At 34.3% G+C, this 15,658-nt stretch carries 13 protein-coding genes; 2 read left to right on the forward strand and 11 right to left on the reverse strand.

The annotated features are described in order from the left end of the window. Window positions 1-25 precede the first annotated feature (25 nt). From ABWH96_RS12370 to ABWH96_RS12385, 4 genes are all read right to left on the reverse strand, one after another. Window positions 26-457 (reverse strand): DUF4221 family protein, encoded by a 432-nt coding sequence (locus ABWH96_RS12370; RefSeq protein WP_375577843.1) that lies wholly within the window; start codon window positions 455-457, stop codon window positions 26-28. A gap of 94 nt (window positions 458-551) precedes the next feature. Beyond that, window positions 552-2,267 carry an MASE1 domain-containing protein gene (locus ABWH96_RS12375; protein ID WP_375577844.1) on the reverse strand — a complete coding sequence of 572 codons (1,716 nt, stop codon included), beginning with the start codon at window positions 2,265-2,267 and terminating at the stop codon, window positions 552-554. Between the two features lie 151 nt (window positions 2,268-2,418). Then, entirely contained in the window at window positions 2,419-4,377 is a 1,959-nt protein-coding gene (locus ABWH96_RS12380) for an N-acetylmuramoyl-L-alanine amidase (RefSeq protein ID WP_375577845.1), read from the reverse strand. Further along, the gene (locus ABWH96_RS12385; protein WP_375577846.1) at window positions 4,374-4,748 is read right to left on the reverse strand and encodes a BlaI/MecI/CopY family transcriptional regulator; all 375 of its coding nucleotides are present in this window, start codon (window positions 4,746-4,748) and stop codon (window positions 4,374-4,376) included. Before ABWH96_RS12385 ends, ABWH96_RS12380 begins: the two co-directional genes overlap by 4 nt. A 313-nt stretch (window positions 4,749-5,061) precedes the next feature. Between ABWH96_RS12385 and ABWH96_RS12390 the strand changes: the two genes are divergently transcribed. Next, window positions 5,062-7,197 carry an amino acid carrier protein gene (locus tag ABWH96_RS12390; RefSeq protein ID WP_375577847.1) on the forward strand — a complete coding sequence of 712 codons (2,136 nt, stop codon included), beginning with the start codon at window positions 5,062-5,064 and terminating at the stop codon, window positions 7,195-7,197. Here the strand turns inward: ABWH96_RS12390 and ABWH96_RS12395 are convergent, their stop codons facing one another. Then, window positions 7,198-7,911, reverse strand: a complete 714-nt coding sequence (locus ABWH96_RS12395; RefSeq protein ID WP_375577848.1) for a LytR/AlgR family response regulator transcription factor — start codon at window positions 7,909-7,911, stop codon at window positions 7,198-7,200. Then, window positions 7,904-8,935: a sensor histidine kinase gene (locus ABWH96_RS12400; protein ID WP_375577849.1), complete on the reverse strand. Its 1,032-nt coding sequence runs from the start codon at window positions 8,933-8,935 to the stop codon at window positions 7,904-7,906. The genes ABWH96_RS12395 and ABWH96_RS12400 overlap by 8 nt, the downstream gene beginning before the upstream one ends. A 424-nt stretch (window positions 8,936-9,359) precedes the next feature. Between ABWH96_RS12400 and ABWH96_RS12405 the strand changes: the two genes are divergently transcribed. Further along, window positions 9,360-10,241: an alpha/beta fold hydrolase gene (locus tag ABWH96_RS12405; protein ID WP_375577850.1), complete on the forward strand. Its 882-nt coding sequence runs from the start codon at window positions 9,360-9,362 to the stop codon at window positions 10,239-10,241. 162 nt (window positions 10,242-10,403) lie between these two features. Here the strand turns inward: ABWH96_RS12405 and ABWH96_RS12410 are convergent, their stop codons facing one another. From ABWH96_RS12410 to ABWH96_RS12430, 5 genes are all read right to left on the reverse strand, one after another. Then, window positions 10,404-10,820 (reverse strand): hypothetical protein, encoded by a 417-nt coding sequence (locus ABWH96_RS12410; protein ID WP_375577851.1) that lies wholly within the window; start codon window positions 10,818-10,820, stop codon window positions 10,404-10,406. An 18-nt stretch (window positions 10,821-10,838) separates the two neighbouring features. After that, window positions 10,839-12,269: an amidohydrolase family protein gene (locus tag ABWH96_RS12415; protein WP_375577852.1), complete on the reverse strand. Its 1,431-nt coding sequence runs from the start codon at window positions 12,267-12,269 to the stop codon at window positions 10,839-10,841. A 135-nt stretch (window positions 12,270-12,404) separates the two neighbouring features. Continuing rightward, on the reverse strand, window positions 12,405-13,847 hold the full coding sequence (locus tag ABWH96_RS12420; protein ID WP_375577853.1) for a serine hydrolase domain-containing protein: 1,443 nt from the start codon (window positions 13,845-13,847) through the stop codon (window positions 12,405-12,407). Then, on the reverse strand, window positions 13,847-15,013 hold the full coding sequence (locus tag ABWH96_RS12425) for an aspartyl protease family protein (protein ID WP_375577854.1): 1,167 nt from the start codon (window positions 15,011-15,013) through the stop codon (window positions 13,847-13,849). Before ABWH96_RS12425 ends, ABWH96_RS12420 begins: the two co-directional genes overlap by 1 nt. After that, the gene (locus tag ABWH96_RS12430; protein ID WP_375577855.1) at window positions 15,010-15,651 is read right to left on the reverse strand and encodes a hypothetical protein; all 642 of its coding nucleotides are present in this window, start codon (window positions 15,649-15,651) and stop codon (window positions 15,010-15,012) included. The genes ABWH96_RS12425 and ABWH96_RS12430 overlap by 4 nt, the downstream gene beginning before the upstream one ends. Between the last annotated feature and the right edge of the window lie 7 nt (window positions 15,652-15,658).

Below are 15,658 nucleotides of genomic sequence, written 5' to 3' on the forward strand. Positions count from 1 at the left end.
CTTTCTGATTTTTCTAAATCACTGATTATCCATTCTTCTTCAAAACTACTTTTTTGAATAAATTACCTTCCAAATCATGAATTTTAAATGAGGTATTATCTTCAAAACCGAATAAGTTATTTGGTAAAGAATTAGTTGAAAACAAATAATTTGATTGTAATCCTTTAGGCCCTTCCTTTTCGAAATAAATTTTGTCTTTAAGCCTATAGTTTTCAATATCTATTATTTCTAAGGCGTAATTTTTTCTGTCCCAATTAAAGAATTTAGTTTTATCAGCTGAGACGGCAGGATTATCAATATAAGCACCCGCCATTAATATCTCATTCTCTGGGTCAACTTGAACAGTATCAATTTCTAATTCAAAGTCAAAATAATCTGATTTACTGTCTTTGCTGTTTGAGGATTCACAAGACCAAAGTATGGTACTTGAAAAAAATAATATCAATAAATTCTTCATTCAAAAAGGTTTAGCCGAATTGTAACGGTGTAAAGAAACAAAAATTTGATCTTAAATGATCATTATAGAAAAAAGCTATCCGTAGACGTATAAGCTAGTTTTTCAAATTAGGAATAACAAAACTAACGGTTGTTCCTTCCTTAGGAGTAGATTCAATTTGCACATCTCCTTTTAATTTGCTTACTGTTTCTTTTACGATATAAAGTCCTAAGCCTGAACCTGCATTATCATCTGTAGCTCGATAAAACATGTCAAATACTTTATCAATATGCTCTTGACCTATACCTCTACCATTATCTTTTATATTAATAAGAGCATTTTGATTTGAGGTTGATATATCGATATTAATTTTAGGAGATTTTCCATTTCTGTAACGAATTGAATTTGAAATCACATTATTCATAATCACTTTCAATCTCCAAGGATCAGAATAAAAAGGGTCTTTCAAATCTATCTTCAAAGTCTTTTCTACATCTTCATTTGTATTTGAGTATTTTAGTTGTTCAAAAGACTCATTTATGATTTTTTCGAAATCAATGGGTTCCCTTTTAACTTCTAGTCTGGCATTTCTTGACTGATCAAGAATTTCAGTGATAAAAGTGTCTTGCAAATTTGCACTTTGCTCAATTTTACTCAAATAAACAGCTTTCATTTCTGCATTTTTATCTGACTTAGCTAAATGCAATAATCCAAGCATACTAGCGATTGGAGCTCTTAGGTCATGGGAAACCCGATAAACAAAATTATCTAATTCTGCATTAATTTTCCTTAATTCCAGGTTAGAAGTTTTAAGTTCAAATTCTGCTTTTTTACGAGTTGCATTTTCCTTTTCAAGTTCTTTGGTTCTTGTTTTTACAATCTCTTCCAAATTAGTGTTTAAGCTTTTTAATTCTTCTTGAGCTTCAGTTCTTTCCCTCTGTGTAGCTGAAAGGATAATGGTTGACACACTTATTACACCTAAAAATGTCTGTAAAATCAACATGGCATTTCCAGATGTTTCCATGACAAACGGTCCAACTCCTTGTGTTGTCATGTAAACAGAAATCAACCCAATAATAATGGTTCCGGTCATGGCAACAGCCAAATGAAAACGAAAGGCCATCCAAAGTAGCATCGGTAATACTAAAAATGGAATAGACTGTTGAACAGGATATCTTAAGCTTTCCTGCTGTAAAAGGATAAATACGATTAATACCGCTATGCTAAAGAAGATCACTTCTATTAGATGCCCCTTCTTGAAATCTTTAGTAATAGGTTCTTTAAAGGATAAAATAAAAGGAGTGAAAAGTAATATACCTACAAGGTTTCCTACCCACCAAGTAACAAAACGGGTTAAAAATTCATCTATGCCGAATAAACCCTGAAAATAAAGTGCTCCGGTACCAATAATTGCACTTACTAAAGCGATAATGAAACCTATCCCCAGAAATCGAAAAACATGAATTGATTTATTGAATAACTGATCTTTCTTTATCCATTTTTCAATTAAATAATTTCCTAATAAAGCCTCAAGAGTATGTCCAGCCGCAATAACTGAAGAGAGCAAAATTACTGAATCAGAAGCAAGATCCCCAGTATTCCAATAAGCTAAAATATTGGCCAAAAGCGCACCTATAGTAATACCAGGCCAAGATTTACGTCCTAACAGAATCAAAAAAGCTAACGCCAAACCAGAAGGTGGCCAGGTGGGTAAAATATAGATATCCTCAAATACTAAAAAGTAGCCAAGGCGGGCAAAAAAGAAATAGCCCAGAGCGACAAAAAGTATTTTTAAATCTTGCTTATATTTAACTATAGCTTTGAGGTTCATTGCTTAAGTAGCTTATTATAAGGTAAATATGATATATTTTTTTGGTATTATTTCTATGAATCACTAATTTTTCCCGATTAATAACATAAAAAAGGCGGTAACAAGTAAATAACTACCTGAATACCGCCCTTTATCAGTTTAATAATATTCCTTATAGTGCCGCCACAATTGCATCTGATAATTCCTTGGCAATTTCCTTCATTCCTTTTTCAGAATTCAAGTATTCAACCGATTCTGGATTAGAAAAATAACCCATACAGAACATTACTGCAGGAGATTTTGCATTTTTTAGAATGTAATACCCCCTTGTATATCCAACTCTGAATTTTTTATTAATACCAGAAAATTCATGACTCAGTTGTTCAGAAAAATACTTTGAAGCTTCAGTGTTTTCATTGTTGTCATTATAAAAAGCCAGCATCATATTTTCTTCGGTGTCTTCATGCGCTTCAGCATTTAGAGAAACAAATAAATCTGAATTCTCAGAATAATTAATTCTATCCTCTAAACTAACCATTTCATCTTTATCTCTAGTCAAAATAATTTCAACTTTATCCGAGTTTTGAAAGTTTTTAGCTACTTCGTTCGCAACTAATAATGCTATTTCTTTTTCAGCATAGTTTGAGGAAGATATACCTTTATCTTTACCACCATGTCCTGGATCAAGTACTACCTTTAATTTTTGGTTGGGTTTCCCTAATTTTATAATAGTAGATAAACCAAGATCAGAATTTGTTTTAAAATCATAATCCTTGATAAAATCCACTGGGTTTAGATAATTTTTACCTATCTCTTTTACTCCATAATGTAAATGAGGTTCGACAGATTGACCAGAAGTCCCTGCAGTTCCAATTATATCGCCTTTTTTTACTTGATCGCCTTTTTCAACATTTATTTCAGATAAATGCGCATAAGCTGTTTCATATATACCATTATGCTCTATTCTAATTATTTTACCATATGCACCCTCAATAATTGAACCTGATTCTACAACAATCCCATCTGCTGTTGCCAAAACTGAATTCCCTTTATAAGTAGCCAAATCTATGCCCTCATGCATTCTTTCTTCTTTAAGAATTGGATGCATTCTATTTCCAAAACCCTTAGTAAGTTTAACATCTTTCACATTCTTCAATGGAAAAATAGAAGGAGTAAAATTATCAGATGAATTTAATACATTCTCAAACACTTCTGAAACATCGGATTTCACTGGTTCTACAAATTCTACATTTTCTTTATTGGCAAAAGAAAAAGTCATAAGCGCTAAAGCAGGCAATATCAATAAATAATGCCATTTCGATAGTTTTGTTTTCTTGTTCATCATTTTGATTCTAGTTTTAATAGTATTTAATTTAAAATGGTTGGCAGTTACCAAATTGTACTTGGAGTTAAGCTGTTGATAAAGTACCTTCTGGTAATGAATCGGATCATTTTGAAGTAAAATCACTTCTTCATCAGCTTGAAATTCGTGAGTTTCTATTAAGCGGTTTCTGAATAAATAATGAAATGGGTTAAACCAGCAAATAGCTAAAATAATCTCAAGGAATATCCTATCAATTGAATGTCCTTTATGTACATGAACTAATTCATGCTTGAGTATTATGTCGAATGAGGATGATTCTATTATACTTTTTGGAATAAAAACCGAGCTGAAATAACTAAATGGACTTTCTATATTACAGCAATAAATATTGAATCCATTTTTTACTACTTGCTCTGATTGCCTTTTCAAGTTTACTAATTTGAAATGACTAAAGATCAACCTTGCCAATAAAAATAAACTCAATAAAGAAATAGCAAGGATGATAAATTCTGTTATGTAATTAGATTGATTAGCTGTTTCAACTGGTATTAATTCTGTTTGAATTGTTGTAATTTCAGATAATTCATTCCAAACTGTTTTTTCAGTTTCAATAATCTCAGTGGCTGTTTCGTAGTTCAGATTCGGTAATGAAATAAAGGGAATAAGAAAACTTACAACTAACGCTAAGATTAAGTAAAACCTATTAATTGCATACCTTCCGCTTTTATGAAATATCAAGTTGTATATCAAGTATAAAATTGCCTGAACACCAACTACCTTAAGAAAATATATCAATAGAGCATTCATTTGCCTTTCTTTTTAATTTCATCATCAATCATCTTTCTGATTTCTTTCAACTCATCTACTGACAATTCCTTTCTTGAAGTAAAAAAGGAAGCAAACTGTTGGTATGAGTTATTGAAAAAATTAGTGACCAAGCCCTTTATGGATTGATTAGAATAATCTTCTTTGCTAATAAGCGGATAATAATGTTTGGCTTTTCCATGCAAATCAAATCCAATAATCCCTTTTCTCACCAAAACATTCACTACAGTACTGATGGTAGTGTATGCTGGCTTGGGTTCATCATATTCATCTACTATATCTTTTAGATAGGCTTTTTCAAGCTTCCATAGATGTCTCATGAGCTGCTCTTCTGCTTTGGTTAATTCTTTCATGTCACAATTATATTACTATTACGATAGTAATACAACTATTTATTAAATTATTTTACTATTTATATAGTAATAACCCAGTTCTACGATGACATAACACTCAAAAATAGGTTGATAGGGATCCAAAATCGTCCGTAACACTGTTTGTTAAGAGGTTGGTAAGCCAAAAAATTATCCCTAGTTTTGAACAATTTTGTTGTAAAGCAGTTGCTTTTGTAACTATTTACCTATCAAATCGCTATTTAAGACTTAATTAAGTTCTTAACTACGTACAACAAAGTTTAAAATCAGTTTTTAATTAACTTTTAAGTTATCTATGAACAAAATTTTAAGATTAGTACTCATTCCATTTTTTTTACTTGCATTACTTCAATCAAATTTACAAGCCAATTCTTCACCCACTAATGATTCTCTACAAGTAGAAGTAGAAGTCATTAACCCTTCTTCTACAATCAATAATGGAGAAATCAGGTTGAAGGTGACTGGTGGAAAAGAACCCTATCAATATAAATGGTCAAATCAAAATACGGCTTTAACAGCTTCTAAAGCATCCGGTCTGATCGAAGGAAAGGAATACACGGTAAGAATTTCTGATGCAAATAATCAAGTCCTAGATAAAAAAATTACTATTGAAGCAGAATCTATCACTGAAAATTTTAATGCGGTTTTTGATCCCGTGGTTGAAGTCATGGGAAATGTCCTTTTTTGGGATCCATTTGCTGCTATTGGATTGTATGATCCAGTAGTGATGACGGATCAGGAAATGATTAGAACTCCAGATTGGAATGCGAGAACGGATAAAATTTTCATCTTGAAAGAAAAACTTGTAGCCGATGGTGAGCAAGTTAAGGAAGGAGATCCACTTGCTATTGTTTCAATAGATAAACAAGATGCTGACACTGTGAAGGCTACCGCTGACGGAGAAATCAACTTTAATGTAGAAGAAGGTGCAGTAATTTTTAGTCCTGACAATACAAAAGATTTAATCGAACAAGGAGCTCAATATTTCGCAAGCATCAAATTTGATGAGGAACAACCATTGCTTTACGCAAACGGAGATATTAGGAAAAATAGCATTCCTTTCATTGTAGTTTGGTTGATTGCAGGTGCTGCTTTCTTTACTGTCAGAATGGGCTTCATTAATGTCAGAGGGTTTAAACATTCCATTGATCTGGCTAGAGGAAAACACAGTGATCCAAATGCTCCTGGTAAAGTAACCCACTTTCAAGCTTTAGCAACAGCAGTTTCAGCCACTGTAGGATTAGGAAATATAGCAGGTGTGGCTGTGGCAGTGTCCATTGGTGGTGCTGGTGCTACTTTCTGGATGATATTGGCAGGTCTATTGGGTATGTCCTCGAAATTTGTCGAATGTACACTAGGTGTAAAATACAGAGAGATAAAAGCCGATGGGAAAATATTTGGTGGCCCAATGAATTATTTGCGATACGGACTTGAAAAGCGAAATATCAAAGGGGTCGGAAAAGTGTTGGCAGGAATATTTGCTGTACTTTGCATAGGAGCATCTTTTGGAGCTGGAAACATGTTCCAATCCAATCAATCATTCCAAATTATGGCGTCTCAGTTTACCGTCTTAGAAGGTTGGGGCTTTTGGTTCGGAATTGGTTTGGCTGTTTTAGTGGGTGTAGTAATCATCGGAGGAATCGAAAGTATTGCCAAGGTAACCGAAAAAGTGGTGCCCATTATGGCCATTGTTTATGTAGTGGCCGCCTTGGTTATTATTGGAATTAATTTTGAAAATATAGGCCCTGCATTTTCAGCTATCTATAATGGTGCATTAAATTCTAGTGCCCTTAAAGGTGGATTTTTAGGTGTATTAATTATAGGATTCCAAAGAGCTGCCTTTTCCAATGAGGCTGGTGTAGGTTCTGCTGCGATTGCGCACAGTGCCACCAAAACCCATAACGCACCTTCAGAAGGTTTTGTAGGTTTGATGGAGCCATTTATCGATACGGTTGTGGTTTGTACGCTGACTGCATTAGTTTTGATCTTTACAGGAATGCACGAAGTACCAGATGTGACAGGCGTGAAATTAACCGCACAAGCCTTCGGTTCTGTGATTGGTTGGTTCCCTTATGTATTGGCAATTGCCGTTTTCCTCTTTGCATTTTCCACCATGATTTCATGGTCATATTATGGAATGAGAGGCTGGACTTATCTTTTTGGCAAGACCAATAAATCAGAATTAGCCTATAAAATTACTTTTTTGGTATTTGTGGTAGTGGGTGCATCTGTTAGTTTAGGAGCAGTTTTAGATTTCTCTGATATGATGATTTTGGCCATGGCTGTCCCAAATATGATTGGGCTATATATTATGTCTGGTGAGGTAAGGAAAGATTTAGCGCATTATTTTGAGAAAATGAAGGCAGGTAAATTAGGGCAACCTGATGATGATTTAAAAGCAGACGTATCTGCCATAAAAGGTGACGACTGATCATCTAATAATTCTACTCAAGACTTCTTGTTTATTTTGTCTTGAAATAGGCAACTGTTTGGATTTCACATTCAGGCAGTTGCCTTCAATTGATTCCACCTTGCTAATGTTGACTATATAGCTTTTATGGGATCTTATAAACTGATCTAGAGGCAATTTTTCTTCCATACTCTTCATCGTCATTAAAGACATAATTTTCTGCGAATCAGTATGAATAATGACGTAATTCTCCATTGCTTCAACATAGCAAATTTCATTTACCACCACTTTTTCAAGCTTCTGCTCTGATTTCACAAAGAAGTAATCTATCTCCCTATTTTTTGCTGATTCCTGATTGCTTGAATTCTCCAAAATAAATCGATCTTTGGCTTTATTGACCGCTTTCAAAAAGCGATCAAAAGGATAAGGCTTCACTAGATAATCGATCACATCCAATTCATAACCTTGCAAAGCATAGTTTGGGTATGCTGTGGTAAAAATCACCATTGGCGGTTTAGAAAGTGATTTTAAGAATTCAATTCCTGTAATTTTTGGCATTTGAATATCTAGAAATATCAAATCGATTGATTGTTCCGATAATATTTTATTGGCTTCCAATGCATTTTCGCAATAAGCAACCAGATGTAAAAACTCAATTTCCGCTACGTATGATTTTAAACCTTCCGCTGCCAGATGTTCATCTTCAACAATTAAAACTTTCAAGTTCTTACTCATAATCAGATAAGTCTAATTCAAGATTTACTATAAATAATTCATCTGTTCTATTGATTTCCAACTGGTGTTTGTCTGGGAAAAGCAATGATAGTCTTCTTTTAACATTAGCTAAGCCAATTCCTCCCTCCTTACGTGGTGCTGATTGCTTGTCAAAAGTATTAGAGAATTCTACCTTTAGTTTATGGTTTTGTTTGGCCATATTAATTCTAACTTGATTGGGCTTATCCGTATTGGAAGAAAGATGCTTAAAGCAGTTTTCTAAAAAAGGAATCATCAATAATGGAGGCAAAGAAAAATCATGTAGCGCTCCCTGTTTTTCAAAATTTACTTCCACTCGATGTGCCCTTCTTAGTTTTTCTAATTCAATATAGTTCTCCAAATAGTTGATTTCTTCTTCTATGCTAATTTTATCACTGCTGAAATCATATAATTGAGACCTTAGTAAATCTGATAATTTAATTAGCATATCAGCGGCCTTATCGGGATTTATTTTGATTAAAACATATACACTATTAATCGTATTAAACAAAAAATGAGGGTTTACTTGAGCTTTTAAATAGCTAAGCTCTGACAATAGACTCTCCTGTTTTCGTTCCTTCTCCAACTTTTGCTGACGAGATTTGTCTATCATAGATTTGACCCCAATCAGAACGCCTCCCATAAAGAGATTAGAGATCAAAAATACAGAGAATATGGTAAGAAACTCTTTTCCAAAATAAAGCGGCATCTTCTCACCAAGAATCAAATAAATTGCTCCATACATCACAAACGAAAGCAAAACTGCAAGCAGGACATAGCCGAGGAAAAATAACCACGGTTTGCCTTTTTTGAAACTGAAAGCTGTCAATACATATTGCGATATGTAATACATCATTGCATGTGAAAAAACATAAACCGCAGTTACTAATAGTAAATCGAGTTTATTGTCATAAAAACGGTTGTAGCCAGTAGCAGCAATGGAAAAGTAAAGTAGCCATCCTAAAACATGATGAATTTTGTACTGGGTTAATCTTTTTAAAATCATTCCCTAAAGATAGAAAAGAAGGTTTTAATCTCAACTTGTATTGACAAACTGTAGGGATAACTTGACGAATGGTGAGAAAATAAGCTTTATCATTCACAAACAATAAATATGACATGAAATAGTGATAAACCCAGCATACCAACCGAAATGAATGTAACATGTCATTAAAGGTTGGTTTACTAGGTTTCTCTGGTCTAAGGGTCCTTCTCTGGTCTAAGCGTCTCGCTTAGACTTTGTTTTTAGCTTAAGTAAGGTTCATTCTTTTAGATTTTAGTTTCAAGCGAGACGCTTGAACCAGTGCGGGGAAGTAAACAATAATATACTCATAAAATGCATTTGGTCAAGAAATTGATTCCACTGGTCAATCAAATTTACCTATTTAAAAATCTATGAGTTGATTTGGGCAAACAAAATCAAAAAACTCATGCAAAAACTTATTTACAAATTACACACAGTCTTTTTTGCCTTAGCAATTCTATTTATGGTAAATACAATGAAAGCAGAAGGAATTATAAGCACAACAGTTGTAGGAAAGGGACAACCCATGATTCTAATCCATGGAATGTCCTGCTCAGCCGATGTCTGGAATGAAGTAACTGAGCACTACAAAAATGATTACGAAATTCACCTGGTTACTTTAAAAGGATTTGGAAATAAGGAAAGCGTAGAAAGTGAGCATTTCCTAAAAGAGGTTAGAGATGAGTTGATTGACTATGTAAAAACTAATGAATTAAGGAATTCAATACTAATGGGACATAGCATGGGAGGTTTTCTATCGCTCTGGGCCGCTTCAGAGGCTCCTGATCTTTTTGCCAAGATCATTTCAGTTGATGGGATTCCCTATTTTCCTGCTATCCAAATGCCAGGGCTCACTCCTGAAAGAGCACAAAACATGGCTCAACAGATGCAGGCAAATATGAAAAATGTAAGTGAAGATGCTTTTGCACAACAGCAAAATATGATTATTTCCGGAATGATTGCAACTCCTGAAAAAAGAGCAGAAGTGGTAGAAATGGGAATTAACAGTAATAGAACTGTTACTACTCAAGCTTATGGAGAAATGTACACCACCGATATTCGTTCGGAAATGAGTAAAGTAAAAACGCCTGTTTTAGTATTGGGCGCATGGGCTGCCTATGAACAATATGGAAGTACAAAACAAGCTGTTGAAAACAATTACAAATCGCAATGCAAAGACATCAAAAATGTAAAAGTGGCAGTAGCTGATGAAGCCTATCATTTTATTTTCTACGATGAGCCTAAGTGGTTTTTTAATCAGGTGGACAGTTTTTTAGCTTCAAAATAATTGAAATCTAGAGTGTGATATCGAATCACACTCTATTCTTATTCACCAAAAAATAATAAAATCATGATGATCATGTCCGTATTATTAAGTGTGGCAATTACATTCTACATCCTCATAGTAACAGGAAAAATCAAAAAAATTGAAAAGTAAAAAAGCCTTCCATTATCTTTTTCTAATTGGCTCTAAAATAATCCTAAGCAGTAGTATGGCAATCATAATTGTTACTAAAGCTAAGGATTTCTCAAAGACCGATGCCGCCAATATATTTCCTAGGGTATTTAACAGAAACATTAAAAAGAATAAACTCAAGCCTATTCTTGATATCATTAACCAAACTGTAGATTTAGCATTCTTTCTTAATAAAATCAATGAAAAACAGAAGCTTGAAGCCAAGATTGAAATCATCTCCAATTTTATAAACTCATCTGAACTTGTAATTTCCCCACCCCAAGTATATTTCATAAAAAAATCGATCTCAAAAAGCGTGAGGGATACAATCAAGATGTGAAATGCAGTTAAGAAGCCAATCAATAACTGGCTTATAGTTAGAGCCTTTTGAAAAGTAATAATTTGTGACATAGCAGAACTTTCAAAGATTTATTTAAAAAGTAAAAATTCAACATAACGGAAGGCTGATGCTAAAAGATTTGATCTTTCTGCTGCTTTTACCTCAAAAGTATCGAGGGTAGTTCGATTGATCATTCTGCCCCCAGAAAAGACAATCTGAGGTTGTTCTAGTGCAGCTAAATTATCAAGAGGATTATCATCGATAAGTAACAAATTTGCCACTTTACCACTTTCAATGGTACCCAAGTCATTTAAAAAATTATGAGTTTTGGATGGATTTATGGTCGCTGTTTTTAAAACTTCATAATTGCTTAGTCCAGCCTGCTTGTAAAATGCAAGTTCTTGATGAATGGATTTTCCTGGAATAGTCACCCCTATTCCCGCATCAGTACCACAAACTATGTTTACCCCAGCCTCATGCAATTTTTTAATAGCCAATAAATGAAATTCATGTTGATTTTTAATGCTGCTTTCAATTGTGCTTTCATTTCTTTTCGCACTATTCCATCGACTAAATTGCGCCTCACTATCCACCATCCTTATTAAGGGATTCATATAATCTAAATCCGATGAATTTAGAATACTATCATTGATAATCATTTTATAAATATTGTGATATACAGTAAGTGTGGGGCAAAAGGATGTACCTTCAGCTTTCGAGAAATCTTCCACTACTTCTTCCAATTTCGCTGAATCCAATTTGTATTCTAATGGTTGCTGTACTATATCTTCTGCATGCTCAATAGTTTTAATCTGCGGATTAAAATGATAATCATAAGAAACTTTATTACTCGGATGCGCTGCAATATCCAATCCGCTCAACTTAGCTTGATCTATAACCACGTCAAAATACTCCTGAGGTAATCCATAATAGGTTTTGATGAAATCATAGCCTTTTTCCTTCGTATCTATAACTACCTGTCGAGCTTCTTCTTCACTGAAAATCTGATAATTATCATCCCCCATGAATTCTGAACCCGTCAACTTGGGGCCACTAGTAAAAAAAATAGGACTTAAAATCTCTCCAGATTCAATCAGTTCCTTCATTCTTAAATGCATGGGCTGACCCCATAAATTTCTTACAGTAGTTACTCCATTGGCTAAATACAAACCTAATTCATATTTATCCCAAACATGCACATGCATATCGATCAATCCAGGTATTATATATTGATCTTTACCATCAATGACAATGTGTTGCCCTACACTAATATCACTTGAAATTTCAGTAATAACTCCATCTTCGATAAGCACCATTTTATCAACTAAAATAGTATCGGAGGACATGGGTACAATATTTACATTTTTAATCAGATAAGAATTTCTTTCCCCTTCAGGATGGTTTGAAATTTTTAGATAACGAGTGTTTTGGTTATCCAATATAAACACGGCCAGAATAAAAATTACGATAACTGAAATAAGTACTGCAATAGCTTTAGCTACTATTTTCAGGAATTTCATTTTTTTTTAAAAGTAAAGTCTACTAGAGTTAATACACTAGTAAATATAGCAGTTTCCGAATAATTTCACTAGAAATCTAAGTAATGTTATTCCATCTTGACCTATTCACTTTATTTAACCAGAATTTAAATTGTATCACTTTTTAAATGATACTTCCCTTCCTTTCCAAAATTCATCTTCATCCTCATTAGGCTTGCGCACAAATTCGTGTTGCCACTCTCCCTCTAAATTGTCATTGGAATTTATTCGTAAATGAAAATCGGCAAACATGGGCGTCACGGCTATTAGGTGCAGGGAATCCTTTGTACTTCCGTTTATAACAACTGGATAAGTTTTTTTCTTACGACTTCTCTTGAACTCGATTTCTCCTGTAATTATATTATTTTCAGTCCTTTTTAATGTGAGTTTAGCTTTTTTCCTTTTGTCATATAAAGAAGTGACTTTACCTGTCCATACTCCAGTCAAATACTCACTGTTTGAATTAAGACCTGCTTTTGCTCTTTTGGCATCCAGAAAAATTTTGGCGATGGCGTGTGCTTCTGCATCATTAAAGAATACATGTTCGCCTGTATTACTCATATAAGCAAATACTATCTTCTCTTCTGGCAAAAGCACCCAGTGCGTTCTGGCAGTAGGCATGCTTCCATTATGATACCAGACTTCAGTATCGATTTTGCTTGATCCTAGCTCCCATCCCAATCCATAGTAGGTCAACGCTCCATTCTTGAGATGTAATGACTTGGTCAATGTATCTACTGTTGATTTTTTGAGAAAATCGAAATTGATAAACTGATGCCCAATTCTGACCAAATCTTCCGCAGTTGACAAATAACCGCCACCAGCATACATGAATGACCTATTTTCAAAAGCTGCCAATTCCCTGCTTTTTCTTCCTTTAATATAAAATTTACTGATGTCCTCAGAATCATGATTAGGAGAATCAAATGAAGTATTGTCAACTCCAAGCTGATTCCAACTGATATTCATTATTTTTTCAAAAGAAACACCAGCAGCTTTCTCCATTATAGCGCTCAAGAGTACCCAGCCATAGCTTGAATAGCCATATTCAGTAGCTGGCTCAAAATCCAGTGGATCATCTCGAAAAATAGCTAATGCTTCTTCCACGGTTTCATAATTTTCAGTTCTGAACTTAGGGTCGGCATCATTATAATGTCGAATTCCTGAAATAGAGCCGGCTAATTGCCGTACTGTAATTTGCTTTGTGGGAGCAGGATAATCAGGATAGAAATCTTCAACAGTATTGTCTAAACTTATCAGATTATCTTCCAGCATTTTTCCTAGTGCTATAGAGGTCAATGGTTTTGCAAGACTAGCCGTTCTAAACTGAGTTTTGCTCGTAACTGGAACAGCATTTTCCAGATCAGCATAACCCATGTATTCATTCCAAATCATTTCACCATCAATCATTACGGCTACTTGCAGCCCAGGAATATTAGTTTGCTTTTGATGTTCCAGAATGAGGAATCTCGCTTTGGCAATTGCTTGATCATATTCTTGTGCTACCAAAGAATAGCTCAGTAAGAAATATGAAATTAATACTGTGATTCTTCTGACCATCACTTCGAAATAGATTTATTATTAATAATGAATTCTTCTCCATTTGATTTCACAAGCTTTAAGCTGTCCGAATTAATTAGGGTCCCAACATGCATTAGATAGTCACAGTAATTATCAAATAATTCGTCTGGTGTTTTGCCATTTACTGAAGTTAATGTGTCCCCCAAATCAAAAGTTAAATCTTCAGTAGTTCTATCAACCACCCATTGATTATCATTCAAAATGCCTGGAATGAATGTAGCATTAGGCTCAATACTTACAGTCTTTCTTTCAATCAACTGAATTATATTCTTATCATAATTAATGATTACCTCAAAGTGCTTCAAAAACTCATTGCCCAAGAGCGCTTTTCCGTTTGCGGAGAAATTAACAGGAATACTAGTCTGAAATCCATCAATTTCAACTTCCAGCTGTTTTTCAATAAGTGTATCCGCTTTGGCTCCGTAAATTCCAGTAGTTGATCTGTCGAAAAATATCTTTTCACTACCTTCAAATTCTGCGGCTAAGGCAATGGGTAATACCAAACCACCATTATAGCCTAAATCAAATAGGATGTTCTGCGCTTCCTTTCCTCCTATTTTCATACTAATCAAGGGCGTTCCAGAAAGCAATGGGTTATCAAATTCAATATTGAAAGCTGATTCTTTAACTTCAAAGGGTTGATCTGAAAAATAGATCATCTGATGTTCGTAATCAATTTTCCAGTGGGCTAGCTTCATAATATTGGCTCCTATGATACCATGCTGCGCTATGCAAGGACTAGCAGACTGCTCATCATACTCAACTTTTCCAGCTCCGACATTATAAAAAGCCGTTTCTCCAAAAACTAAAGAATCTATTCTAGTGACCTCAATGATTCTAGTGACTCCAGCAGCTGTAGAATTGGATTTGGTAGTGATGGTTTTCAAGCTGAGCGACTCTGCCAATCCCTTTTCAATTTTGCTATTGAAAGCGCCCGTATCAAAAATGAATTCTCGCTCTGTGCTATCACCATTTACTTTTGCTTTTACCACAATCAAATCCTTTCTCATCTCAAAAGGGATTGCTTGTACAAACTGCTGACGCTTTAATTCTCCACCACTCAATAGCTGTACATTTTTCAAATAACTACAGCTTGTCAACGTACTGGAAAGGATGATGAATACTACGTTAAAAATATTTTTCATTTTGTCTTAAATTTTAATTCTGTTATGTTGGTCCAATATATTATAAATGGAATTCCGATTAGTGAAGGTAATGCAAACGCTAAAAATGGATTCATAAATTCAAATCGCGTTACCATAGTGGAGAAAAAAGCTGTGAAGGTGGCAATATAGCCGCCCATCATATTTCCTAAATGATAAGTGTACCAATGATGTGCTTTTTCAGGTTTGGAAATAAATGGTTTCATATTGATGTAACTGAGATACATTCCCCCTATACCAAAACCTGCAGAAAGCAATACGCCAGGCACATTTACATCTGGTGTCACAGCATAGTAAACAGCCATGCAAACAAATGAAAAGTTGGCTATGAAATTTATTGATCCTGCCAACCAATCAAACCATCTGGCTTCCTGCCCTTTGTGAAGCTTTTTCAATTTTAATATGCGAACTCCAGCAAAAACACTGTAGTAGCTGATGAAAGCGATTAAAAATAAGAACTTATTGAATTTATATGAAGCAATTGTGATTCCAGTGATAAAGACCACTAACATTGCCACTGCGTATATTTTCCCAGCTTTTTGATGCTTTTCCTTTCCTTTGGTGGTACTTATAGCTAATGCGCCACTCAATAAAGCAAGCGCCCCTGCGCAAATATGCATGTATAAT

This window comes from Marivirga tractuosa, assembly GCF_042140215.1.
Lineage (GTDB): Bacteria > Bacteroidota > Bacteroidia > Cytophagales > Cyclobacteriaceae > Marivirga > Marivirga tractuosa_A.

Bases quoted from the DNA above. Each gene is read 5' to 3' on its own strand.
- ABWH96_RS12420 (WP_375577853.1), bottom strand. From the start codon at position 13,847: ATGGTCAGAAGAATCACAGTATTAATTTCATATTTCTTACTGAGCTAT.
- ABWH96_RS12390 (WP_375577847.1), top strand. From the start codon at position 5,062: ATGAACAAAATTTTAAGATTAGTACTCATTCCATTTTTTTTACTTGCA.
- ABWH96_RS12370 (WP_375577843.1), bottom strand. From the start codon at position 457: ATGAAGAATTTATTGATATTATTTTTTTCAAGTACCATACTTTGGTCT.
- ABWH96_RS12425 (WP_375577854.1), bottom strand. From the start codon at position 15,013: ATGAAAAATATTTTTAACGTAGTATTCATCATCCTTTCCAGTACGTTG.
- ABWH96_RS12395 (WP_375577848.1), bottom strand. From the start codon at position 7,911: ATGAGTAAGAACTTGAAAGTTTTAATTGTTGAAGATGAACATCTGGCA.
- ABWH96_RS12430 (WP_375577855.1), bottom strand. From the start codon at position 15,651: ATGCATATTTGCGCAGGGGCGCTTGCTTTATTGAGTGGCGCATTAGCT.
- ABWH96_RS12405 (WP_375577850.1), top strand. From the start codon at position 9,360: ATGCAAAAACTTATTTACAAATTACACACAGTCTTTTTTGCCTTAGCA.
- ABWH96_RS12380 (WP_375577845.1), bottom strand. From the start codon at position 4,377: ATGAATGCTCTATTGATATATTTTCTTAAGGTAGTTGGTGTTCAGGCA.
- ABWH96_RS12410 (WP_375577851.1), bottom strand. From the start codon at position 10,820: ATGTCACAAATTATTACTTTTCAAAAGGCTCTAACTATAAGCCAGTTA.
- ABWH96_RS12400 (WP_375577849.1), bottom strand. From the start codon at position 8,935: ATGATTTTAAAAAGATTAACCCAGTACAAAATTCATCATGTTTTAGGA.
- ABWH96_RS12415 (WP_375577852.1), bottom strand. From the start codon at position 12,269: ATGAAATTCCTGAAAATAGTAGCTAAAGCTATTGCAGTACTTATTTCA.
- ABWH96_RS12385 (WP_375577846.1), bottom strand. From the start codon at position 4,748: ATGAAAGAATTAACCAAAGCAGAAGAGCAGCTCATGAGACATCTATGG.
- ABWH96_RS12375 (WP_375577844.1), bottom strand. From the start codon at position 2,267: ATGAACCTCAAAGCTATAGTTAAATATAAGCAAGATTTAAAAATACTT.